18 protein-coding genes are annotated in these 21,892 nt (G+C 66.1%); 9 read left to right on the top strand and 9 right to left on the bottom strand.

Translation table 11 applies throughout. The features are described 5' to 3' along the window. Positions 1-47: 47 nt before the first annotated feature. The 4 genes from AWB81_RS02545 to rhaS all read left to right on the top strand — a co-directional run bounded on the left by AWB81_RS02545 (position 48) and on the right by rhaS (position 4,702). Positions 48-1,571: a sugar ABC transporter ATP-binding protein gene (locus tag AWB81_RS02545; RefSeq protein ID WP_062632328.1), complete on the top strand. Its 1,524-nt coding sequence runs from the start codon at positions 48-50 to the stop codon at positions 1,569-1,571. Continuing rightward, a complete protein-coding gene (locus AWB81_RS02540; RefSeq protein ID WP_062632327.1) occupies positions 1,568-2,608 on the top strand; it encodes an ABC transporter permease in 1,041 nt (346 codons plus the stop codon). The genes AWB81_RS02545 and AWB81_RS02540 overlap by 4 nt, the downstream gene beginning before the upstream one ends. After that, positions 2,601-3,605: an ABC transporter permease gene (locus AWB81_RS02535; protein ID WP_062632326.1), complete on the top strand. Its 1,005-nt coding sequence runs from the start codon at positions 2,601-2,603 to the stop codon at positions 3,603-3,605. The genes AWB81_RS02540 and AWB81_RS02535 overlap by 8 nt, the downstream gene beginning before the upstream one ends. 83 nt (positions 3,606-3,688) lie before the next feature. Further along, positions 3,689-4,702, top strand: coding sequence for a rhamnose ABC transporter substrate-binding protein (gene rhaS / locus AWB81_RS02530; RefSeq protein WP_062632325.1), 1,014 nt, complete (start codon positions 3,689-3,691; stop codon positions 4,700-4,702). 165 nt (positions 4,703-4,867) lie between these two features. On the opposite strand, the gene AWB81_RS02525 is transcribed toward rhaS, so the two are convergent. Then, a complete protein-coding gene (locus tag AWB81_RS02525) occupies positions 4,868-5,476 on the bottom strand; it encodes a copper-binding protein (protein WP_062632324.1) in 609 nt (202 codons plus the stop codon). A gap of 42 nt (positions 5,477-5,518) precedes the next feature. After that, positions 5,519-5,923, bottom strand: coding sequence for a helix-turn-helix domain-containing protein (locus AWB81_RS02520; RefSeq protein WP_062632468.1), 405 nt, complete (start codon positions 5,921-5,923; stop codon positions 5,519-5,521). Positions 5,924-6,793: 870 nt separating this feature from the next. On the opposite strand from AWB81_RS02520, the gene AWB81_RS02515 reads away from it, so the two are divergent. Both AWB81_RS02515 and AWB81_RS02510 read left to right on the top strand, forming a co-directional pair. Continuing rightward, on the top strand, positions 6,794-7,774 hold the full coding sequence (locus tag AWB81_RS02515) for a SphA family protein (protein WP_087134776.1): 981 nt from the start codon (positions 6,794-6,796) through the stop codon (positions 7,772-7,774). Positions 7,775-7,936: 162 nt separating this feature from the next. Then, a complete protein-coding gene (locus AWB81_RS02510) occupies positions 7,937-8,332 on the top strand; it encodes a hypothetical protein (protein WP_062632323.1) in 396 nt (131 codons plus the stop codon). Positions 8,333-8,416: 84 nt separating this feature from the next. On the opposite strand, the gene AWB81_RS02505 is transcribed toward AWB81_RS02510, so the two are convergent. The 5 genes from AWB81_RS02505 to AWB81_RS02485 form a co-directional block, all read right to left on the bottom strand. Next, positions 8,417-8,725, bottom strand: a complete 309-nt coding sequence (locus AWB81_RS02505) for an H-NS family nucleoid-associated regulatory protein (protein WP_062632322.1) — start codon at positions 8,723-8,725, stop codon at positions 8,417-8,419. A 335-nt stretch (positions 8,726-9,060) separates the two neighbouring features. After that, positions 9,061-9,306, bottom strand: a complete 246-nt coding sequence (locus tag AWB81_RS02500) for a hypothetical protein (protein ID WP_062632466.1) — start codon at positions 9,304-9,306, stop codon at positions 9,061-9,063. Positions 9,307-9,542: 236 nt separating this feature from the next. Next, positions 9,543-10,535, bottom strand: coding sequence for a luciferase-like monooxygenase (locus AWB81_RS02495; RefSeq protein WP_062632321.1), 993 nt, complete (start codon positions 10,533-10,535; stop codon positions 9,543-9,545). A 179-nt stretch (positions 10,536-10,714) separates the two neighbouring features. After that, the gene (locus AWB81_RS02490; RefSeq protein ID WP_062632320.1) at positions 10,715-11,530 is read right to left on the bottom strand and encodes a phosphate/phosphite/phosphonate ABC transporter substrate-binding protein; all 816 of its coding nucleotides are present in this window, start codon (positions 11,528-11,530) and stop codon (positions 10,715-10,717) included. A 21-nt stretch (positions 11,531-11,551) separates the two neighbouring features. Continuing rightward, positions 11,552-12,067 carry a GNAT family N-acetyltransferase gene (locus AWB81_RS02485; protein WP_062632319.1) on the bottom strand — a complete coding sequence of 172 codons (516 nt, stop codon included), beginning with the start codon at positions 12,065-12,067 and terminating at the stop codon, positions 11,552-11,554. Between the two features lie 159 nt (positions 12,068-12,226). On the opposite strand from AWB81_RS02485, the gene AWB81_RS02480 reads away from it, so the two are divergent. Then, positions 12,227-12,631: a hypothetical protein gene (locus AWB81_RS02480; protein WP_143753550.1), complete on the top strand. Its 405-nt coding sequence runs from the start codon at positions 12,227-12,229 to the stop codon at positions 12,629-12,631. Between the two features lie 24 nt (positions 12,632-12,655). On the opposite strand, the gene AWB81_RS02475 is transcribed toward AWB81_RS02480, so the two are convergent. Further along, on the bottom strand, positions 12,656-13,501 hold the full coding sequence (locus tag AWB81_RS02475; RefSeq protein ID WP_062632317.1) for a DUF3667 domain-containing protein: 846 nt from the start codon (positions 13,499-13,501) through the stop codon (positions 12,656-12,658). Continuing rightward, a complete protein-coding gene (locus AWB81_RS02470) occupies positions 13,399-14,535 on the bottom strand; it encodes a fatty acid desaturase (RefSeq protein ID WP_087134775.1) in 1,137 nt (378 codons plus the stop codon). The genes AWB81_RS02475 and AWB81_RS02470 overlap by 103 nt, the downstream gene beginning before the upstream one ends. 418 nt (positions 14,536-14,953) lie before the next feature. Here AWB81_RS02470 and AWB81_RS02465 point away from each other — a divergent pair, with 418 nt between their 5' ends. Next, a complete protein-coding gene (locus AWB81_RS02465) occupies positions 14,954-17,959 on the top strand; it encodes a bifunctional glycoside hydrolase/polysaccharide deacetylase family protein (RefSeq protein WP_062632316.1) in 3,006 nt (1,001 codons plus the stop codon). Further along, positions 17,940-21,866 (top strand): tetratricopeptide repeat protein, encoded by a 3,927-nt coding sequence (locus AWB81_RS02460; RefSeq protein WP_062632315.1) that lies wholly within the window; start codon positions 17,940-17,942, stop codon positions 21,864-21,866. The genes AWB81_RS02465 and AWB81_RS02460 overlap by 20 nt, the downstream gene beginning before the upstream one ends. Positions 21,867-21,892: the final 26 nt, after the last annotated feature.

The raw sequence follows: 21,892 nt of genomic DNA, 5'->3' as shown, positions 1-21,892 counted from the left end.
GAGACCAGAGTGAGCGCATTGGATTACGCTAAGCGCCAGGAGACAGCATGACAGACACGAAAACGCCGAGGCTCGAGCTTCGGCATGCGAGCAAGTCGTTCGGACGCGTGCGCGCGCTCGGCGACGGCAGTCTCGCGCTATGGCCGGGCGAAGTGCATGCGCTGCTCGGTGAGAACGGCGCGGGCAAGTCGACGCTCGTGAAGATTCTCGCGGGCGTGCATCAGCCGGATACGGGCGAACTGCTCGTCGATGGCATCGGGCGCCGCTTCGCGAACCCCGCCGAGGCACGCGCTGCCGGGCTCGCTGTGATCTATCAGGAGCCGACGCTTTTCGCCGACCTCTCGATTGCCGAGAACATCTACATGGGCCGGCAGCCGCGCGATGGCCTGCGTCGCATTCGCTACGACGAAATGAACCGCGAAGTCGATACGCTGCTCGCGACGCTCGGCGTGAACCTGTGCGCGGAACGGCTTGTGCGCGGCTTGTCGATTGCGGACCAGCAGGTGGTCGAGATCGCCAAGGCGCTGTCGCTCAACGCGAACGTCCTGATCATGGACGAGCCGACCGCGGCGCTGTCGCTGCCCGAAGTCGAGCGGCTCTTTGCCATCGTGCGCGCGCTGCGCGAACGCGACGTCGCGATCCTGTTCATCACGCACCGGCTCGACGAAGTATTTGCGCTCACGCAGCGCATGACGATCATGCGCGATGGCGTGAAGGTGTACGACGCGCTTACCGCCGACATGACCATCGACGCGATCGTGAGCAAGATGGTCGGCCGCGATCTCGATACGTTCTATCCGAAGGCCGATGTCGAGCGCGGCGAAGTGCGCCTTTCCGTGCGCGGCCTGACGCGCGAAGGCGTCTTCAGCAACGTCTCGTTCAATGTTCACGCGGGCGAGATCGTCGCGCTCGCGGGTCTGGTCGGCGCGGGACGCAGCGAAGTGGCTCGCGCCGTCTTCGGCATCGATCCGGTCGACGCTGGCGAAGTGAAGATCGCGGGCAAGCCGCTCTCGCTCGGCAGGCCAGCCGCAGCGGTCCGCGCGGGCCTCGCGCTCGTGCCGGAAGACCGCCGGGCGCAGGGTCTCGCGCTCGAACTCAGCATTGCGCGCAATGCGTCGCTCACGGTGCTCGGCAGGCTCATGAAGCACGGCCTCATCTCGGCGAAAAGCGAATCGACGCTTGCCGCCGACTGGGGCAAGCGCCTGCGCCTGAAGGCGAGCGATCTCGATGCGCCGGTCGGCACGCTCTCGGGCGGCAACCAGCAGAAGGTCGTGATCGGCAAGTGGCTCGCGACGAATCCCAAGGTGCTGATCATCGACGAACCGACGCGCGGTATCGACGTCGGCGCGAAGGCGGAGGTGTATCGCACGCTCGCGGACCTGGTGCGCGAAGGCATGGCGGTATTGATGATTTCGAGCGAGCTGCCCGAAGTGCTGGGCATGGCCGACCGCGTGCTCGTGATGCACGAAGGCCGGATCAGCGCCGATATCGCGCGCGCGGATGCGAACGAGGAACGGGTGATGAGCGCCGCGCTCGGTGCATCGCCGCAAGCTCTGGGGCGCGCAGCATGACTCGACACTCATCCACCATGCCCGCGATGCATGCCCCCAAGCCCAAGCGGCCGAATCTCGTCGCCGGACTCGTGAAGAGCCGCGAAGCCACGCTCTTCATCGTGCTGATCGCGCTCGTCGCTGCGACGGCCGCCGTCAAGCCGGAGTTCCTCAATCTGCAGAACCTGCGCGACGTGCTGCTCAACGTATCGATCATCGGCCTGCTCACGGCGGGCATGACGGTCGTGATGCTCATGCGGCACATCGACCTGTCGGTGGCGTCGGTGGTCGGCGTGAGCGCGTATGCGGTCGGCAGCCTGTTCGTGATGTTTCCGCACATGCCAGTGGTGCTCGCGATGCTCGCGGGCATCGGCATCGGTCTCGCGATCGGCGCGCTGAACGGGGCGCTCGTGACGTTCGGCCGCGTGCCGTCGCTTGTCGCCACGCTCTCGACGCTCTACATCGTGCGTGGCGCCGATTACGCGTGGGTGCACGGCGGCCAGATCAATGCCACGAGCCTTCCCGATACCTTCGCGCTGATCGCTACCGGCTCGCTTCTCGGCATACCCAATCTCGTGTTGATCGCGTTCGTGGTGCTCGTCGCGCTTGCAATCTATCTTCGGCAATATCGCGGCGGACGCGAGCACTACGCGATCGGCTCGAACCCCGAGGCCGCGCGGCTCGCGGGCATTCGCGTCGAACGCCGCGTGATGATCGGCTTTCTGCTCTCCGGTGCGATTGCGGGGCTGGCCGGCGTGCTCTGGCTCGCGCGCTTCGGCACCGTCGATGCGAGTACCGCAAAAGGCATCGAGCTGCAGGTGGTCGCCGCGGCGGTAGTCGGCAGCGTTGCGATCACGGGCGGCGTCGGCACCGTGATGGGCGCGACGCTCGGCGCGCTCGTGCTCGGCGTGATCAACATCGCGCTCGTGGTGCTGCGCGTGTCACCGTTCTGGCAGCAGGCCATTCAGGGCCTGCTGATCGTCGCGGCCATCACGCTCGATACGCTGCTTGCCCGCTCCGTCGCCAAACGCATGATGAGGAAACGCGATCATGGCTAAACCCGATTCCGCTCTCTCCACGACCAAGCGCCGCCACCTGCAATGGGAAGCGATGCTCGCAATCGTGCTCGCCGTATCGCTCGCCGGCGGACGCGTGCTCTCGCCGATGTTCCTGTCGTCGGCGAATCTCTCGAACATGCTCGCCGACTTCACCGAGATCGCGCTGATCGCCTTGCCGATGACGCTCATCATCATCGCCGCCGAGATAGACCTGTCGGTGGCGTCCGTGCTCGGCGCTTCGAGCGCGCTGATGGGCGTGCTGTGGCACATGGGCCTGCCGATGCCGCTCGTCATCGCCATCGTGCTGGTTGCCGGCACGCTCGCGGGGCTCTTCAACGGGCTCGTGATCGTGCGGTTCAACCTGCCGTCGCTCGCGGTCACGATCGGCACACTCGCGCTCTTTCGCGGGCTCGCGTACGTGCTGCTCGGCGATCAGGCGATCGCGGATTTCCCCGCGGCGTACACCGCTTTCGGCATCGACACGATCGCGGCCACGTTCCTGCCGATGCCGTTCATCCTGGTGATTCTCGGCGCGATCGTGTTCACGGTGCTGTTGCAGGCGACGCCCTTCGGCCGCAGCCTCTATGCGATCGGCGCGAACCCGGTGGCCGCGCAGTTCTCCGGCATCGATGTCGCGAAGACCAAGCTCAGGCTCTTCATGCTGTCGGGCGCGATGGCGGCACTCGCGGGCGTCGTCTATACGCTTCGCTTCACGAGCGCGCGCGGCGATAATGGCGAAGGCTTCGAGCTTTCCGTGATCGCGGCCGTGCTGTTCGGCGGCGTGAGCATCTTCGGCGGACGCGGGTCGATGATCGGCGTGCTGCTCTCGCTTCTCATCATCGGCGTGCTGCGCAATGCGCTGACGCTCGCGGATGTGTCGAGCGAAACGCTGACCATCGTGACCGGCGCGCTGTTGCTGTCGTCGGTGCTGATACCGAATCTCGTCGCGCGCTTCCGGGCGACACGAGAAAAGCGCTTCATGACTCAGACGCTTTAACGCAGGTTTTATAACCGGCGCGCGGAGGACTTCGAGACTTCGCACTTAGCGAAGCCGCGCGCGATATCAGGAGACTCAAGGCCATGTTCAAACCATTACGCTCGATCCGCCATCCGGCGCTCGCGGCCGCGCTGCTGGCGGCCTGCGTCGCGATGACCGCCAACGCCGCCGACCTGAAGAGCGGCCTGAAGATCGCGTTCCTGCCGAAGCAGATCAACAACCCTTACGAAGTAATCGCGGACGACGGCGGCATGGCCGCGATCAAGGAAATGAACGGGCAGGGCAAGGTGGTCGGCCCGTCGGATGCGGGCGCGTCTTCGCAGGTCTCTTACATCAATACGCTCATCACGCAGCGGCAGGACGCGATCGTAATCGCCGCGAACGATGCCAATGCGGTCGTGCCGTATCTGAAGAAGGCGATGTCGCAGAACATCAAGGTCGTGACCTTCGACTCCGACACCGCGCCGGACGGCCGCCAGATCTTCGTCAATCAGGCCGACTCGGAAGCCATCGGACGCGGGCAGATCCAGTTGCTCTCGAAGCTCGTCGGCGGCGAGGGCGAGTTCGCCATTCTCTCGGCCACGCCGAACGCGACGAATCAGAACACGTGGATCAAGTGGATGCAGGAGGAACTGAAGAAGCCCGAGTATTCGAAGCTCAAGCTCGTGAAGATCGCGTACGGCAACGACGACGACCAGAAGTCCTTTGTCGAGACGCAGGGCCTGCTGCAGGCGTATCCGAATCTCAAGGGCATCGTCGCGCCGACATCCGTGGGGATTGCGGCGGCGGCGCGGTACGTCCAGTCGTCGCCGGCGAAGGGCAAGGTTGTCGTGACGGGGCTCGGCACGCCAAACCAGATGCGCGCGTTCGTGAAGAACGGCACCGTGAAGGCGTTCCAGTTGTGGGACCCGGGCCAGCTTGGTTATCTCGCGGCGTTCGCGGCGGCCAACCTCGCGTCGGGCAAAATCACCGGCAAGGAAGGCGATTCATTCGAAGCGGGCAAGCTCGGCAAGCGCACGGTGGGCAAGAGCGGCGAGGTGATTCTCGGGCCGCCGACCACGTTCGATGCGGCCAACATCGACAACTTCAACTTCTGATTTCGAGCACGTCAAAAGGCGCAGCGCCCGTCGGTCGCTGCGCTTTTTTCATTCGCTGCCGCTTCCAGGCACCGCGGGATAAATCCCTTGCCGATCAGCGCGTTGCCTGGTCCGCGCACGGGCTGTCCACAGGTCTGTCAACAGAATCTGTGGACAACTCCGCGCTCATTTCACCGCCGACCCGCCGCGCAGCACCTGGATCGCCGTGGCCGACACGAACTCGGCCCGCACGGTGTCGCCGGCCTTCAATCCGTCGAGCGAGACATCCGGCGCAAGCTCGAAGACTTCGGTGCGGTTCGGTCCGCGCAAAGTAATCTGGCGCTTCTTCGGATCGATCTTCTGGATCGTCGCGAGAATCTGCACGCTGCGTGCCGTCGAGGTCACGCCCCCGGAAGCGGGAATGGTCGCCTCGGTGTCGATGCGCTCGCGAATCCCCGTCGACTTGACCTTCGTTGCACGCACGACCAGCGCGTTCCGATACTGGATGTTGACCGTATCGCCGATACGCAGCTTCTTCACGTCGCCGACTTCGGGATTGACCGCGATCTCGACGATGCGTCCCTGCGGCCCCTGCAGGGCCACGCTGTTGGTCGCCGGATCGATGCCGACAACATGCGCCTGAACCTCCGCGACCGTCGCGGCGCCGCGGGCTTCGCCCGCCGCGCCCGATGCCGCGTCTTGCGCCAGGACCGGGTGTGCGAGCGCGATTGCGGCGATGGCGGCCGCGCGCACGAGGGCCGTATGCAGGACACGTGATTGAGCTTGAAGTGACATGCGGTACTCCTTGTGAGTGAAAAGACGTCCCGGGCGGCGCGACTAGCGCCGCGATTTCGACAGCAGGTGTCCGAGACCGAGGTTGGTTGCGATCTGCCAGATATAGACGCGCGAGAAACGCACGCCATAACGTTGTTCGATGAGCGCGCGCAGGCGTGAGTTGGTCCACGCGTCGCTTTCGAAGCCATGCGCGCGCGCCGGGCCTTTCAGTGCCGAGGCGATCCATTCGAGCGCCTGCTGGTCGAGCACCGAGGAGCGGCCGCCGACGCCCATCTTCTGCAATGCTTCGAGCCCTCCCGCCGACACGATGGCCTGATAGCGCTTAACTGTCTGCGTGGAAAGATGCAACTGCTCGGCAACGGCCTCGATCGACGCGCCGTCGAGCAGCATCTGCCCGGCTGTCATTCTCCGGACGACACTCGGAAGGTTTTCTGGTCGGGAAAGCATCTGCGCACTCGTCGTTGTGATCGCAGGAAAGCGGCTGATGCCGTGCGTGCGGCGAATGCCGCTACCGCCAGGACCGAAGCCGTTCGTGGAAAGCACAATCCGTTTTCCGATGCCGAAACCTCGGACTCCCTTACAGCATGTATCAATATACGTTTTCTCGGGAATTTGGGAAAAATGAACCGAAATTTTTTGCTTGAAATTCGATTTTCTTTTTCCTATGGCAAGAAATTCGTATTGAATCGGTCAGGGGAATACGTGCGGTGAAATGACGGGCGTATGTGTTGCGTTTTTCGGCGCGGTTATAAAAATGTTCTTGGCATGGACGAAAAACGTTTGTTAGCATCTGTAAAAAGAGGCAAAGAAGCTCTTTGTAAGAAACTCATCCGCGCCACCGCGGCTTCACGCGCCGCCCACGTTGTCCGAGGAACGTGTATGGCTTTCCCTCCCTAGCTGCCTGCAAGCCAGACTCGCCAGTCGAAGGCGCACGGACGCTTGCGTCCCCCTTTCGACTCATTGGCCGAGTCCGCCAGCGTAATCCGTATCGAGCGTTTTTCTAATTGCCCACGCAAAGGGCGGGAGAATTCGCGCGCGTTTTTTATCGATGTTCCGTTAAGACCAACGCAAGGATTGCCTTGAAATGGATCGTCGGAGTGGGGTAATGGCGCGGTTTCGATTTGCGGTCGTTTTCACCGCGGCACCTTTAATGTGCGTCGCTTTCGATCCCATTTTGCATCGAAGCCTGGCCGGTCAATTCGGGTTATTGCCCTCGCCATTACTGCCGTTCGACCCGTTCGGATCGCGCGAAGATCTCAAGAGCGACTCCATGAAGCGCGTCGTCTCACATCGCAACCGGTCGCCGGGGAGTTCGACATGACCGCATCGTGCTTCAAAGCGCATTCACGGCAGCGCTCGCGCAAGGCCGCCACGGCGTTCGCGATGGCCGGCGCATGCGCGGTGCTGGCTGCATCGATGCCGGCTCGCGCGACCGAAGGCGGCGTCGGGCGTCCGATCACGGGCATGCAACTGACGCCATACGCCGGCGTCGTTCCGCCCACCTCCGACTGGATCGTGACGCTCGCGACCATCTACTACGAAGGCTCGCTCGGCTCAAGCAAGACCTTGCCAGTGGCGGGCACGATCACGACAGGGCTCAACTACACCGTCGTCTATTCGCAGGCGAATTTGATCAAGACCTGGGGCATCACGGTGGGCGGCTGGAACTTCGCGACGTCGGTCGGCGTGCCGGTGCAGTACACGAACGCGTCGTCGTTTCGTGGCGTCCTGCCCGACGACCACGGCACGCAGTTCGCCGATCTCTTCTTTACGCCGGTGATCGCGGGCTACCACCTGACGAAGACCGATCACATCGCGCTGAGCCTGCAGATCTACGCGCCGACCGGCGCCTACAACCCGAACCGCCTCGCCAACGCAGGCCAGAACACCTGGACCTTCACGCCGACGGTGTCGTACACGAAGCTGTTTCCCGCGCAGGACGTGGAGCTCTCGCTGAACTACGGCGTGAACTTTTACACGACCAACAACGCGACCCAGTACCACAACGCCCCGCTCTCCGTGCTCGACCTGCTCGCGCTCAAGCGCTTCAAGAACGGCTGGGGTGTCGGCGTGGTGGGCGGCTGGATCCAGCAGCTCGGCGACGATACCGGCGGCCTCGCGGAACTCACGAACGGTGCGCGAGGCAATTCGGTCGGCCTCGGGCCAGTCATCACGTGGGCGGGGAAGGTCGGCAAGACGCCGGTTTCGGCGGGACTGCGCTGGGTCAATGAATTCGAGGCGCGTAACCGCCCGAAAGGAAACGCCGTGCTGCTTTCGCTCAGCGCGACGTTCGAGTGAGCGCGCCATGAGCACGCCACGCGTCATGCGGACAGATTCGCCCGGGTCCGGCGGGCGACGCACATAGGCATCGGCTTCGTGCGAACCGTTCCGCTCTGCAAGAAAGTGCACGCGAATCCGCGCACGCAAACCCGGACCTGAGCCTATGAAAAAGGAGCCGTCATGGACACCCCGATGACCGAACGCATCACCCGCGCCCTGGCGCGCGCCGCGGCGAACGAAGGTGTGCTGCCCTATGTGAAATTCCACGCGATGTTCGAGCGCACGGTGCCGCTCACCGAGCGTTATCGGCTGCTGGAGGCGGTCGTGCGCTCTTTTGCGGATGTCTCGTCGGTCGACTACGGCGTGCTGCTCGCATGCGACAACGGCCTGCCGGGCCCCGATTTCTTCCAGCGCTTTCGCCGGTGCCGCAACGGAGAATATGCCGCGGTGGTCGGATCTTCGCCGCTGCAGAACGCAACGATGAAGCAGAAGCGCCTCATCGCCGTCGCGGAGCGGGCTCGCGTGTACGAGCATGCGCGCGAGAAGGCCGGGCGAGCGGAAAAGGCGGTCGCGTAGCGTGAGTCCACGAGCGCTGCGCGCACGGCGGCGCAGCGCGGGGTGCGCTGCATGGCACTTTGTCGCGCGCTTGCGGACCCGCTGTCAGACCCGGTAGAACTCGATGTCCTGCCCGGCGTGAACGGCGCGCTTGAGCCACTCGGGCATGTCGCCGATGCCGTCCCACGTGTCGCCGCTGGCGTTCATGAACGCAGGCTTCGCGCCGTTGCCGGCATGCGGCACGGAGGGCAGTTGCGGCATGGGCCGCTTCGTGCCGTTCGTCTTCGGGGGGAGGGGAGTCGCTGCCACGTTTGCTTCGGCCAGAGCCTCGGCGAGCGCCGTTTCGGTTATGCCGAACTCGACCATTCGGCCACGCAAATAGGCAATGATGCTGTCTCTCTTTCTTTCGTCCACGGCTGTCCTGATTCAGCTTATTACTTTCTGGAAGGCGAACCGATATCCCGCGCGGACCGGGCGGTTCGATGAGTTAAATGGTTTTTACAAAGCGTGGCGCGCGGCGAACCACGCGTCAATTAGTGTAATACCGCAATTGCCGTAATTCCCCTGAAAACGCGATGAGGGGACGGCGGCGCTTCGGCTTTGGCTGGCGGACGTTGCGAAGGACAGGCGCGAAAGATGACACGTCAGGGTGCTCTTACGGAATCCGGGAAGCCGGCCAGCGATGCCAGGGCGCTTCGAAACCACGAACCCTTCTATTGTATGCCGCTTATTGTAATCGCTAAATCCTTTTAACGATTATGTTGCTCACCCGGCAATTCGGCGCCGTGCGCGCGAATGGCCGCGATCAATTCCGACGGCGTAATCTCATAGCGCACTTCGCGGTGAATGCCGGCTTTACGCTCGTCGATTTCGATCAGGAGGACGGCCTTGCCGTCGTCGGCCGGCACGAGACGCAGCGTGCGCAGTTCCTGACCGGTTGCTTCATCGCACTCCGTCAGCAAGGTCATCGATCCTGTGGCGGGACTTCTTGGCATCGACATTCTCCGTTCCGGTTATCGACGTGATCGCGTTCTCGTGCGCGCCTCGTCCCGCAGCGCACGGAAAATGTGCCGCGACAGGCGCAGCGCCCGCAGCCGCGTCAGCCGGACGAGCCGGCGACGATTCCATTATTGCTTGCCAAATCTCCGCGCGTCCAGAGGCGCGCGGATTATCGCGGGTGCGGGCGCCGACCGCCGTCGCGGCTCTGGACGCGCATCTCCGCGCCTCTCGCTCAGCGCGCTGCCAGCGCCGCGTGTGCTTGAGCAGTGATCTCGAACGAGCGCAGCCGCGCCGCGTGATCGAAGATCTGCGCCGTCACGATGAGTTCGTCGGCCTGCGTCTGGTCGATCAGCGAGGCCAGTCCGGCTTCGACCTCGGCCGGGTCGCCGACCACGGAGCACGCGAGCGAATGCTCGACGCCCGCGCGCTCCGCCTCGCTCCAAGCGATGTCGCGCGTCGGGGGCGGCAACTGGCCGGGCGTCCCGCGCCGCAGGTTGATGAACTGCTGCTGCAGCGACGAGAAGAGGAACTCGGCGTCCTCGGTGCGATCGGCGGCGAATACGTTCACGCCGACCATCGCGTAGGGTTTGTCGAGCGTCTTCGATGGACGGAACTGCGCGCGATACACCTGCAGCGCCGTCAGCAGGTAGTCCGGCGCGAAGTGCGACGCGAACGCGAACGGCAGGCCGAGCGCCGCGGCAAGCTGCGCGCTGAAGAGCGACGAACCGAGCAGCCAGATCGGCACGTTCAGCCCGGCGCCCGGCACGGCGCGCACGCGCTGGCCTTCGACCGGATCGGCGAAATAGCGCTGCAGTTCGACGACGTCGTCGGGGAACGAGTCCGCGCTGCCCTGCAATTCGCGGCGCAGCGCGCGGGAGGTGGTCTGGTCGGTGCCGGGCGCGCGGCCGAGACCCAGGTCGATGCGGCCCGGATACAGCGACGCGAGCGTGCCGAACTGCTCGGCGATCACAAGCGGCGCGTGGTTCGGCAGCATCACGCCGCCGGAGCCGACGCGAATCGTCTTCGTGCCGCCCGCGATATGACCGATCACGACCGACGTGGCCGCGCTCGCGATACCCGTCATGTTGTGATGCTCGGCGAGCCAGTAGCGCAGGTAGCCCCACTTTTCCGCGTGCTGCGCGAGGTCGAGCGAATGTCGAAAGGCGTCGGCGGCGGTGGCGCCCGCCGGAATCGGGGATAAATCGAGTACAGAAAAGGGGATCATTCGACGTGTCCGGTGTCTGGAGGCGCCGGGGCGCGCAGTGCGAATTGCACGGGGCGTGTGCAGATTGCGGGCGCGTCTCGCGACGCTGGATGAAAAGCCGATTGTGCCGAAAGTCGGGAAAACGTGCCCGTCACACCGGGTGTAGGGTTATTCGCGCGGCTTTTTTGGAACCTTGGCGATCACGCGAGCGCCGGATAACCGCGCTCGATGGCCGCGCGCTCGATGTCGAGGATCGACGCGTAGTCGGCGGCGGGGCGGCGCACGAAGCCTTTGAGTTTCAGCCGGCGCGCCAGCGCGGGATTTGCGTGGACGGCGTCGTCGAGCGCGTCGGCGAGAAGGGCGGCCGCTTCCGCCGGCAATGCCTTCGATGCGATGAACGGCAAGCCCGGCGCGCTTTGCGTCACGCCGATCTCGCGTATTGCACCGGCCAGCTCGGGCAGCAGGTCGCGCACGAACGCCAGCGTCACGCAGTCGATGGCGGCGACGTCGGCGCTTCGGTCGATCGCGAGCGCGCGCAGGGATTGCAGGTGGCCGCCCGTTCGCAGCACCGCGGAAAAGAACGGCTTGCCGAGCGCAAGCGGCGCGACGGCCGCGCGAAACAGGTTCATGCCGCTGTTGGAGTCGTCGTCGTTGAAGGCTGCGCGCAGGCCCTGGCATTGCGCGAGCGTCGTCGCGGTGACATGCGCACCCGTCACGAGCACGCTGCGATAGTTGCCATCCGCGCAACCGTCGATGTCGAATGCGGGCGTCGCGATCACGCGAACCCGCTTCCAAAGTGCGTGAACCAGCGGGTAGCCGCAGGTCTGCGACAACAGCAGATCGTCGCGCAGCCAGAAGCGTTCGAGCGGCTCGTCGGGCTCGACGAGTGCGAGCGAATCGCCGCGTGCCGCCAGCCAGCGTTCGAGCCGCCCTCCGGCATGCGCGAGGAGCGCGCGCCAGTCGGCGGCGAGCTCGGGCGTCACGTTGTACATCGGCAGGGCGGCGATCCAGTTCATGGGCGTTGGGAGCATTGGCTGCTATGGCGCGATGACATACCGGCGATCCGTCACAGGCGTTTCGCCGATGTAGCCGTCCACCGAGCCAGCGCGTTGCCAGCCGTTTCGTTCGTAGAATGCGATGGCGCGCGCGTTGCCTTCGAGCGTGTAGAGGTGCATCTGTTTTTCGCCCAGTTGCCGGGCCCAGGCGCGGGCTGCGTCGATCAGCAGTTTTCCCGCTCCGTGGCCCTGAAAAGGCGCCAGCACGTGGAGACAGTCGAGGAGCACGCCATACGCCGGATTAGGCAGCTTCTCGGCGCTGACGAAGCCGATGGGGTTGCCCTGCATCTCTGCCACCTCGACGAGGCCCCACATCGCTTCGGGGCGCGCCAGGTAAGACTGCCAGAGGGCCAGATGCTCCCGGGGCGCCTGGACGGCGAGGTACTCCTCGGGAAGAATATGGCGATACGCGGTTTGCCAGCTCGCGGTATGCAGCCCGGCGATGATTCGTGCGTCGCCGGGAGTGGCTCGGCGCAGGATGATCGGGTTTGCTGACATGACGTATCCATCTGCCAACCAGTCGGAATCGATGCGGCGAGCGTTTCTCGACGCAGAGGTGCAGTATAGTCGCCGGCTCCCGCTGCGTTGAAATCGCCGACGCGCGAGAGCGGGCCAGGGATGCCCGGGTTCGCCCGACATGACTTTGGGAGGCCGTCCGTGAGACTCATGCGATTCGTCGCTCTGGCGGGAATCCCGATATGCGCGTGCCTGCCGCCGGCAGTTCCCGTTGCGTACTCCGCACAATGGACGTTGTTCGCGAAAACGGGCGACGCGCTCGTCTATCTTGATCTCACGACGTATCGGCGCGCCGGGACGACGCGCTCCGGTTGGACCCGCGAGACTTTTTTCCGTCCGGTCACGATTCCGGGCACGCGAAAGCAGGGCGATATGCGTGATGTCCGCTTCGTCATCGATTGCGCGACGCGAAGCAAGTCCGACGGTGAATACAACTTCTATCTGCACGGCGCCTGGCTGGACCACGGCTGGGGCACGCCCGACGTGTTCAGCGTGCCGCGGGACGGCAGTGTCGACGAAATGCTGGTGGCGAAGCTTTGCCGCTAGCGGGACGCCCATATCGCTGGCCGGTTACGCGGTGTAGAGCGTGATCAGAAAAATGGCGAACCGGTAACCGAGCACGATGACGCCCGCCGCTAGCGCCATCGCGACCGCCTTGACGACGCGCCAGATTCCACGCGACGCGAACACGGGCTTCAGGGCCAGAAACGCATAACCACCGCAGACGCCGAGATTGACGATGGAAAGAATCTTGTCGACGACGGGCGAGCCGAGCCCCGCGCCGCCCAGCCTGACGTCGATGGCCGCGACGGCAAGCGCGAGCGAGACCAGCAGCAACAGGAACGCGTAGAGGTGCAACGAGAAATAGACGAACGCGACGAACGGCTTGCCCGCACGAAGCAGGATCAGCCACGACATCAGCGTGAACGGGACGACCATCAGAATGATCAGCGACTTGGCGTTGAGCACCGCGGCACGGTCGAAAACGAGGGTGTACTGCGCTGGATCCATCCGCAACTTCTCGACCCGTTCGGCCACCAGGGACTGCGCGAGCGGACTCCAGTCCTGATGATGAAGATGCGATTCGAGCGTCGAACCGAAGATCTGGGTGTCGGTCAGCGACTGCATCGCGAAGAAGAACGCGTTCGCGATCAGAAACAGCTGGAACGGCGGCACATACGGCATGCGCTGGCCGTTCAGGTGCGCGACCGTCAGCCGGCCCGGATGACGCAGCAGAAGCCAGAGCGTGCGAACCAGCTTGCCGTCGATGCTCGTTGCCGCGTGCAGCAGCTTCGTGCCGATCCCGCGCAGCGTCAGGTCTGGCGGCCGAACAGGGCTCTCGCCGCACTGTGGGCAGAAGGGGGTGGCGACGCGGATTGCGCACGTCGGGCATGTCCAGGGCTCGGTGGCAGACATGGCTTCCTCGGTTGGACCGCGCGCACGATGGCGGCGATTCCTGCGGCCGTCGCGTGCGTGCCGGACACCGCCGGACGATGCAGGATGCCGGCCGAGGTCCGGACATGCACGGGATGCGCTACAGCGGCGAACGCGAGGCGACGCGCCATCGCCCAATAACCCGCGTACATGAAGCCGTTACAACGTTTCAGGTAGGCCGGGCGGGCCTTCTCGTAGATTCCGGGGAGAGCGAACCAGGGGACGTGCGGCAGGTCATGATGGACTAAATGATAGTTGTTGTTCAGGAACAGCAGTCGCCAGAACCAGCCCGCTTCGTTGATGACGGTGCGCTCTGCCGGATCGGCGGCCTCGCGGTGTTCGTGAAACGAGCGGATCGCGCCGAGCGCGAGGGCCGGATAGCCGACCCCGAACAGGAACGCGAACCAGCCGATGCCGCAGCGGCTATCGAGCCAGTCGATCAGCACCGCGAGCAATGCGCCGTGCAGCGCCCAGCTGCCGGCGGCGCGCAGGTCCCCACGAACGATCGACGATGCCGCGCCGCGCAGCGTGCCCGCGATCGCGAACGCAGGCCCGATCAGCACGCGGCCGGGCAGCGTATTGCGGAATGCGAAGAGCGCGCGCAGGCACGTTCCGGCGCGCTCCCAGCGTTCGGCCGACACGAAAAAGCTCTCGGGATCGCGCGCGGGGTCGGTCAGATGGGCGTCGTCGTGATGACGCAGATGCGACTCGCGATACACCGCATACGGAAACCAGACCGCGAGCGGCGCGACGCCGAAGAGCGCGTTGACGAGGGGAAAGCGCGTCGGATGGCCGTGCAGCAGTTCATGCTGCAGCGACATGTACCAGCACGACAGCAGTGCCAGTGCGCCGAGCGCGAGCGGCATGCCGAGCGTGCGCGCATTGAGCGCGACGGCGAACCATCCGCCGTACACGCAGGCGATCAGGAGCCACGTCGGCCATTGGCTGCGCCAGCGCCACGAGGCGCGCAGACGGTGGATGTCGTGGCGTTGGGCATCGTCGAGATAGATGGACATCGGCGTTCGGTGACATGGCGAGCCCAAATGGTAGCGACGCCCGCCGCCCGGCCCAACCAACCATTGCGCCTAACCATGTGCCGCTGACGGGAAAGCTTTGCGCATCGAGGCGACGCGGTACGGCATTTGCTACCGGAGCCACGTCGCTTCGTGCCTTCTGACGGTTTTGGCACTAGTCTGAGTAAATCCGCGCAAAACGTTGAAGATGTCGCCGTTTGTGAGTGCGTGAGCGCCGGCTTAAAAAAAACTGAGAACAACAGATGACTTCCAATAACGCCCGTTCGGGATCGGCTGTCCCGGGCGCAAACGCAGCGCCGCAGCATCCGGGCCCGCGCCCGCTGCCCCGCGCGCACGGCGGCGCAGCGCGCCGCCCGGTCGACTGATGCGGTCTGCACGCCGCGCTCGCGCGTGCCCCCGCATGTGCCAGAAGCGCCGCCGCCGGCTGCAGGCCGTCGCGCTGGCGTGGTTCTCTGCCTTCGCCGCGATGCTCCTGCCGTGGTGCGCGCACGCCGCCCCAGCGGCCCGGCCGTCGATCGCGCTCTTCTATGGGTCGAAGGTGCCGGCCGCGCAGTTGTCTGCGTTCGATGCGGTCGTCGTCGAGCCGGACAGCGGCTTCGATCCGCGTACGCAAGCGGCACAACCGGCAGAAGCGGCACAAGCGGCACAAGCGGGCCAAGCGGCACAATCCGCGCCGGCCTCGAAATGGTTCGCGTATGTGAGCGTCGGCGAGGTGACGCCGTCGCGATCGTACTATCGCAAGATCCCGCCGTCCTGGCTCGTGGGCGGCAATGCGGCGTGGCAATCGCATGTCGTAGATCAGTCGGCGGAGGGCTGGCCGCGGTTTTTCGTCGACGAAGTGATCGCGCCGCTGTGGGACAAAGGCTATCGCGGCTTTTTCCTGGATACGCTCGACTCCTACCAGCTCGCAGCCCGAAGCGACGACGCTCGCGCGCGCCAGCAAGCCGGCCTCGTTGCGGTGATCCGCGCGATCAAGACGCGCTATCCCGACGCGCGGCTCATCTTCAACCGCGGTTTCGAACTGATGCCGCAGGTCCACGATCTCGCGTACGCGGTGGCCTTCGAGTCGCTTTATCGCGGCTGGAATCAGGCTCGCAAGCAATACGTCGCGGTCCCGCAGGCGGATCGCGACTGGCTGCTCGCGCAGGCGAAGACGCTGCGCGAGCAGTATGGCCTGCCGGTGCTCGCCATCGACTATTGCGCGCCCGCCGACCGTCGCTGCGCGCGCGAAACCGCCGCGAAAATCAGCGCCGACGGCCTGATTCCGTATGTCACCGATGGCGCGTTGAGCACGGTCGGCGGCGGCGCGGCGACAACTTCGGCCGATGAGCCGCAGCAGAACGCGCGGCAAAGCGCGCCGGGCGACCAGCAGGCGCTCGCCCGCACCATCCTCGTCGTTCAGAACGTGCCTGCGGGCACGAACCTGAACGTGACGCCGGGCGTGCGCTATGTGTCGATGCCGCTCAACTACCTCGGCTACCGCGTCGAATTCGCGGATGCATCGAAGCCGCTGCCCGCCGCGCCGCTCGACGGGCGCTATGCGGGCATCGTCGTCTGGCTCGACGGGCCGCCGCCCGATGCCGGCGCACTCCGCGCGTGGCTGCTCGCGCAGATCGACAGCGGCATGCACGTCGCGATGCTGACGAGCTTCGGCATGAATCTCGACGACGCGCTCGCCGCTAAGCTCGATCTGGAGCCGGTTCTAGGGCTTCCGGGCAAACGTTTGCGGGTCGATTCGATGGATGACGCGATGATGGGCTTCGAAATGAAGCCGCGTCCCGATCCGCGCGACACCACCGGCGTACGCGCGGGCCCGCACAGCCGTTCGCTCCTGCGCCTTCGCTCGGCGGACCTCGGCAACGACTACGCCATCGACGCCGCCGCGATCACGCCTTGGGGCGGCTACGCGCTGCGGCCGTTCGCGGTGTTCGACATGTCGCTGGCGAACCAGGCGCGCTGGGTCGTCCAGCCGATCCGCTTCTTCAAGGCGGCGCTGCGGCTGCCGGACGACATGCCGGCGCCCGATCCGTCGACGGAAAACGGCCGGCGTTTGCTGATGACGCATATCGACGGCGACGGCCTCGCGTCACGCGCCGAGTATGCGGTGGACGGCGGCGCGATGAACCCGAAGGCGCCGCAGTATTCCGGCGACGCGCTCTACGAGGTGATCCGCGAATTCGGCCTGCCGACGACCGTCTCCGTGATCGAGGGCGAGATTTCCGACGACGGCCCGTATCGCAGCATCGCGCCGCGCCTGCGCGAGATCGCGCGCAGGATGTTCGCGCTGCCAAACGTCGAGATGGCGAGCCACACCTACACGCATCCGCTGCAATGGATGCGCGTGACCGGCCTCGCCGCGAAACCCAGCGAAGACACCACGACCGAGGGCGGCAGCCGCGCGAACTACAACGGACTGTCGATCGACATCCCCGGCTACCGGTACGACACCGCGCGCGAGATCGGCGGATCGATCGGCTATATCGACCGCCTCGCGCCGCCCGGCAAGCGCGTGAAGGTGCTGCTCTGGAGCGGCGACTGCCAGGTGCCCGCGAGCGTGATCCAGGCCGCCGACGCGGCGGGCGTCTACAACATGAACGGCGGCGACACGCTGATCACGAAGAGCGACCCGACCTGGAGCGCGATCGCGCCGCTCGGCGTGAACAAGGACGGCTACTTCCAGGTGTTCGCGCCGAACCAGAACGAGGAGCCGTACACGCAGCTGTGGCAGGGACCGTACTACGGCTACACGCGCGTGCTCGAAACCTTCGACATGACCGGTACGCCGATCCGCTTCAAGCCCGTCGATGTCTACTACCACATGTTCAGCGGCACCAAGTTCGCCTCGGTCGAGGCGCTGAAGAAGGTGTACGGCAGGCTGCTCGCCGAGCCGCTGATGCCGGTGTACGCATCGGAATATGCGCAGAAGGTGCTCGATTTCGAGCGCATGAGCATCGCGCGCGACGGCGATTTCTGGCGCGTCCACGGCGGCGGCGCGCTGCGCACCGTGCGGCTGCCGCCGGGACGCGCGCCGGAGCTTGCAAGCGCCGAAGGCGTCGCGGGCTATCTCGCGGGGCCGGGCGGCGTCTACGTGCACCTGACGGGCACCGACGCGCGCTTTCGCACCGTCGATGCCGCGCGGGCGCAAAGCCTCCCGTATCTCGCCGATGCGAACGGCGCGATCTCGCGTTTCGCGCGCACCGCGAATGGTTTGTCGTTCGATCTCGCATCGCATGTCGCGCCGCGCTTTTCGCTCGCCGGGGCGCGCGCATGCCGCGTGAGCGCCGACGGCCGCGCGCTTTCGGCCACGCTGTCTCCCGGACCGCAGGGACGCGCCGGGTACGCGCCGCCGCGCCGGTCTTCCGCTGACACCACCACGGTCCACGTCGATGTCGCCTGTGGAACCTGATCGCGAGCGTTTGTTCTCGCCCTTCGTCATCGCCGCATTCGGGCTCCTCGTGATGCTCATGCTGATGCTCGCATTCCCCCGCGAGCGCCTGCAGGAGCGGCTGCTGCAGGGCCAGAAGACCGACACGCTGACCATCGCGTATCTGGAGGCGTGGCTGCGCATCGCGCCGGACAACGCCGAAGTGCTGACCGAACTGACGCGGCAGTATCTGAAGGCGGAACGCATCGCGGATGCCGAGCGGATGCTCGCCCGGCTCGCAATGTCGTCCGACGAGGACGCGCAGGCGCGCTCGCTGAAAGTGCGCATCGAACTGGCGCAGACGCAGGCGTATGCGTTGAAACCGGGCGATCCGGCGCGCGTCGAGCGGCTTCGGGAACTGGACCGGCTGCTTACCGTGGCGGCCGGGAAGCCGTGGCCGCCGGGCGAACTGGAAGCGTTCGCGGCGAAGGCGGCCGCGCTCGGCGACGCCGCGCTCGCGGGCCGCTACTACGCGCGTCTCGCGGAGGCCGAACCCGCGCGCGCGGGCGAATGGCTCGAGGCGAGCGCGAAGCTGAAGCTCGGCGCGCGCGACTATGCCGCAGCGGCCGACGCGTTCTTCGCGGCGCGCAGGAAGGCGCGCACCATCGACGAAGAGCGGCGTCTCTTCCTGAGCGGCGTGCAGGCGCTTCAGTCAGGCAACCAGTTGAACGAAGCATTGCTGGCGGCCGATCAGCAACTCGGCTCGCTCGCGCGCGACCGCGAGACGCTGCGCTTTCTGACGCGGCTTGCGCTGGCGGCGGGGCGGCCGGATGTCGCGGATCGTTATGCGCGGCGGCTCATCGACATGTCCGCGCGCGGGCGTGTCGATGGGGAGTCGCGGCAGGCGTCGTCGCAAATGGCCGCGGTGTGGCGGCGCGCGACGTGGCGTACCGAAGCGGCTTCCGAAGCGCCGGTTGTCCACGCGGACATGGCGTCGAATCGGGACGACAACCGCGCGGTCGGCGTAGTGAATGCAGTCTGGTCGCCCGGTCCGCGAAACACGCTGCACGACGGCCTGCGCCGGATCGCGTCCGATGCTCCGTCCGCAACGTCGCGGGAAGCCGCCCCGCGCGCCGCCTTCGACAACGACGACTACGAACTCGCCTTCAAGGTCTTCCTCGCGAACGGCAACGTGGCGAGCGCGCAGCGCGTCGCGCAAAGCGCCGTTGATCACGATCCCGATTCGATCGTCTGGCGCGAGCGTCTCGCGCAGGTCGCCGAATGGAATCATGCGCCGGACGTCGCGCTGAAGAACTACGCGATCCTCGCCCGCCGCCGCAACGACGCGGCAAGCTGGGCGCAGGTCGAGCGCCTCGCCCCGGCACTCGGCGACGACGCGGCGCTCCTCGAAGCGTCGATCTTCGAAGCGGACCGCGATCCCGCGGACATGAAGCGCGTCGATCACGTCGTGAATGCCTACGAACTGCTCGGCGATCCGGATTCCGCGCTGCGTTTCCTGAAGGAGCGCATCGATCGACAGCCGCGCGGCCCGAGCCGCCGCGCCTTGCTCGAACGCTACGCGGCGCTCGCCGAGCGCAAGGGCGACGACGATCTCGCGCTCTCCACCTACACGCGCCTGAACAACGAGTTCGGTCCCGACCCGAAGTACGCGTTCAAGCTCTGTATCCTGTATTACGTGCGCACGGACTTCGAGCGCTCGCTCGCGGTCCTGCAAAGCGCAAGGCGCGCGGCCTCGCCCGGCGACGGCGACTTCTGGCATCTCTACACGATGATGGCGTCCGTGAGTCAGGACGACGCCGCCGCGAAGGAGGGCTATCAAGAGCTCTTGCAGGGCGGAAAGGCGTCGCCGGAAGACATGGCGTCGATGGTCGGCCTCTACGACGACGCGCCGCTCGAAGCGGGGAGGCTTGCCGAATTCGCTTATCGCTCGACCGGCCGCGAGCGCCTGCTCGAACTCGCCGTCTACGAGTACACGCGCGCGCATGCGACGGCGCGCATCGCGTCGCTCCTGGCGTCGCTCGATCCGGCGCAGCTTGCCGCCGCCGAACGGCGCCCGGCGTTCCTGCTCGCGCGGGCGCAGTATCTGCGCGACGCGGGCGATCCGGACGGCGCGTTGCGCGACGTGCGCGCGGCGCTCGCGCTCGCGCCCGGCAATGCGGAAGCGCGCGCGGCGCTGATGTGGGCGCTCGTCGAGCGCGGCAGCGATGCCGAACTGCGCGCCGCGCTCAAACGCTACGCCCGCGATGCCGACGACGACGGTTCGCTGTGGGGACCGTTCGCGGCAGGCTATCTGCGTCTCGGCGACGGCCGCGGCGCGCTGCACATGATGCGCAAGCAAGCCGCGACGCGCCGCGACGATCCGCTCTGGGCGCTCGGCTATGCCGATGCGCTGGAGTTGAGCAGCCGTATCGACGAAGCCGGGCGCGTGCGCAATGCCGTCTGGCGCCGGCAGATGGCGCAACGCGCGGGCGGCGCCGGCGCGAGGCTCGACGAAGCGCAGCGCGCCGATCTGCGCGCGCGGATGGTCGGCCTCACGGACCTGTTCCGGGGCGGCGATGCATCGCGGGCCGTGCTGATCGAATTGCTGCGTGAAGACCGCGAAGCGGGCGCGGATGCCGCCGCGCCAGCCGATGCCTTGCCCGCGAGCGAAGCGGCGCGCATCGCGGGCAGGCAGCGCCTTTATTCGGCGGTCGCGCGCGAGGCGGCGCTCGGCTGGGCGCAGTCGCACGAAGCCTACGACTTGGAACGCCTGTGGCTTTTGCGCCAGTACATCGACAGCGCGACGCGCCCCGTCTACGCCGAGATGACGATCGCGCTCGCCGAACGCGATACGCCGGAGATCGAACGCCTGCTCGACACCGAGCCGGACTGGGTGCCACGCCAGAACCGTCTGGATGCCGAAGCGGTGACGGGCCGCTTCGGCGCCGTGCAGACCCACGCGTACGAACAGCAGTTCGCGCTGCCCGACGACGAGATCGTCAACGCCGTGCTGCGTGAGCAGTTGCTGCGCAACGCGCAGGCGCTCGCGCCGCGCTTCCGGGTAGTGGATCAGGGCGGGCTGCGTTTCACCGAGAGCGGCATCGGCGCGGGCATCCGTCTTTCGCCGACGCAGTCGCTCACGCTCGACTACAGCGAGCGCAACCAGACCGGCAGCGATTCGCTGCCGGGCGTGCCGCAGCACGATCGCCGGCTCGATCTGACCTTCCGCAACCTCAGCCTCGATCACAGCGAAAAGGCGACGCTCGGCCGCCGCAATGCACTCGACGACTTCACGACGTTCCGCCTCGACGGCACCTTGCGCGATACGCAGAATCTGAGCTTCAGCTACGCGCTCGGCGTGCATCAGATGGCGACCGAGACGAGCCAGCTGATCGTCGGCGGGATGAAGAACCTCGCGAGCGTCGGATTCATGTACCGCCCCGATCCGCACGTGTTCCTGAACGGCCGCTTCGAGTACGACCGCTTCTACGGACAGGACGAGTCGTTCCTCGGCACCGGCGCCGTCTACGACCTGAGCGCCGGCTACAAGCTGCGCACGGGCTACCCCGATTACACGGTGCGCGCGGTTTTCACGCACGGGCAATACAGCGCGTCGGGCACGCCGGGCGGCCAGCTGGCGCGCCTTCTCCCGGCGGGCACGCCGCTCACCGCATCGCAGTTCATGCCGCAGACGTTCACGCAGGCGGGCGTGCTGTTCTCGGTCGGCGACGATCTCGACGGCGGCTACACCCGCCGCTGGCGTCCTTTCCTTGCGGCAGGTCCGGTCCACGACTCGAATCAGGGCTGGGTGGCGCAAGTGCGCGCCGGGCTGGCAGGCAGCGTCTTCGGCAATGATCAGGCAGTCGTCTACTACGAGCATGCGGGCGCGAGTTCGGGCCGCTCGCAGCCCTTCACGGAATACGGCGTGCGGTATCGCTGGCTTTACTGAACCGGTTTGCAGCAAACGGAGAATCG

It is taken from the genome of Caballeronia arationis, assembly GCF_001544975.2.
GTDB classification, from domain to species: domain Bacteria; phylum Pseudomonadota; class Gammaproteobacteria; order Burkholderiales; family Burkholderiaceae; genus Caballeronia; species Caballeronia arationis.
This window is presented reverse-complemented; position numbering and strand designations above follow the sequence as displayed.

Coding starts and splice junctions, on each gene's coding strand:
- AWB81_RS02545 (WP_062632328.1), top strand. CDS start 48: ATGACAGACACGAAAACGCCGAGGCTCGAGCTTCGGCATGCGAGCAAG.
- AWB81_RS02540 (WP_062632327.1), top strand. CDS start 1,568: ATGACTCGACACTCATCCACCATGCCCGCGATGCATGCCCCCAAGCCC.
- AWB81_RS02535 (WP_062632326.1), top strand. CDS start 2,601: ATGGCTAAACCCGATTCCGCTCTCTCCACGACCAAGCGCCGCCACCTG.
- rhaS (WP_062632325.1), top strand. CDS start 3,689: ATGTTCAAACCATTACGCTCGATCCGCCATCCGGCGCTCGCGGCCGCG.
- AWB81_RS02525 (WP_062632324.1), bottom strand. CDS start 5,476: ATGTCACTTCAAGCTCAATCACGTGTCCTGCATACGGCCCTCGTGCGC.
- AWB81_RS02520 (WP_062632468.1), bottom strand. CDS start 5,923: ATGCTTTCCCGACCAGAAAACCTTCCGAGTGTCGTCCGGAGAATGACA.
- AWB81_RS02515 (WP_087134776.1), top strand. CDS start 6,794: ATGACCGCATCGTGCTTCAAAGCGCATTCACGGCAGCGCTCGCGCAAG.
- AWB81_RS02510 (WP_062632323.1), top strand. CDS start 7,937: ATGGACACCCCGATGACCGAACGCATCACCCGCGCCCTGGCGCGCGCC.
- AWB81_RS02500 (WP_062632466.1), bottom strand. CDS start 9,306: ATGCCAAGAAGTCCCGCCACAGGATCGATGACCTTGCTGACGGAGTGC.
- AWB81_RS02495 (WP_062632321.1), bottom strand. CDS start 10,535: ATGATCCCCTTTTCTGTACTCGATTTATCCCCGATTCCGGCGGGCGCC.
- AWB81_RS02490 (WP_062632320.1), bottom strand. CDS start 11,530: ATGAACTGGATCGCCGCCCTGCCGATGTACAACGTGACGCCCGAGCTC.
- AWB81_RS02485 (WP_062632319.1), bottom strand. CDS start 12,067: ATGTCAGCAAACCCGATCATCCTGCGCCGAGCCACTCCCGGCGACGCA.
- AWB81_RS02475 (WP_062632317.1), bottom strand. CDS start 13,501: ATGTCTGCCACCGAGCCCTGGACATGCCCGACGTGCGCAATCCGCGTC.
- AWB81_RS02470 (WP_087134775.1), bottom strand. CDS start 14,535: ATGTCCATCTATCTCGACGATGCCCAACGCCACGACATCCACCGTCTG.
- AWB81_RS02465 (WP_062632316.1), top strand. CDS start 14,954: ATGTGCCAGAAGCGCCGCCGCCGGCTGCAGGCCGTCGCGCTGGCGTGG.
- AWB81_RS02460 (WP_062632315.1), top strand. CDS start 17,940: ATGTCGCCTGTGGAACCTGATCGCGAGCGTTTGTTCTCGCCCTTCGTC.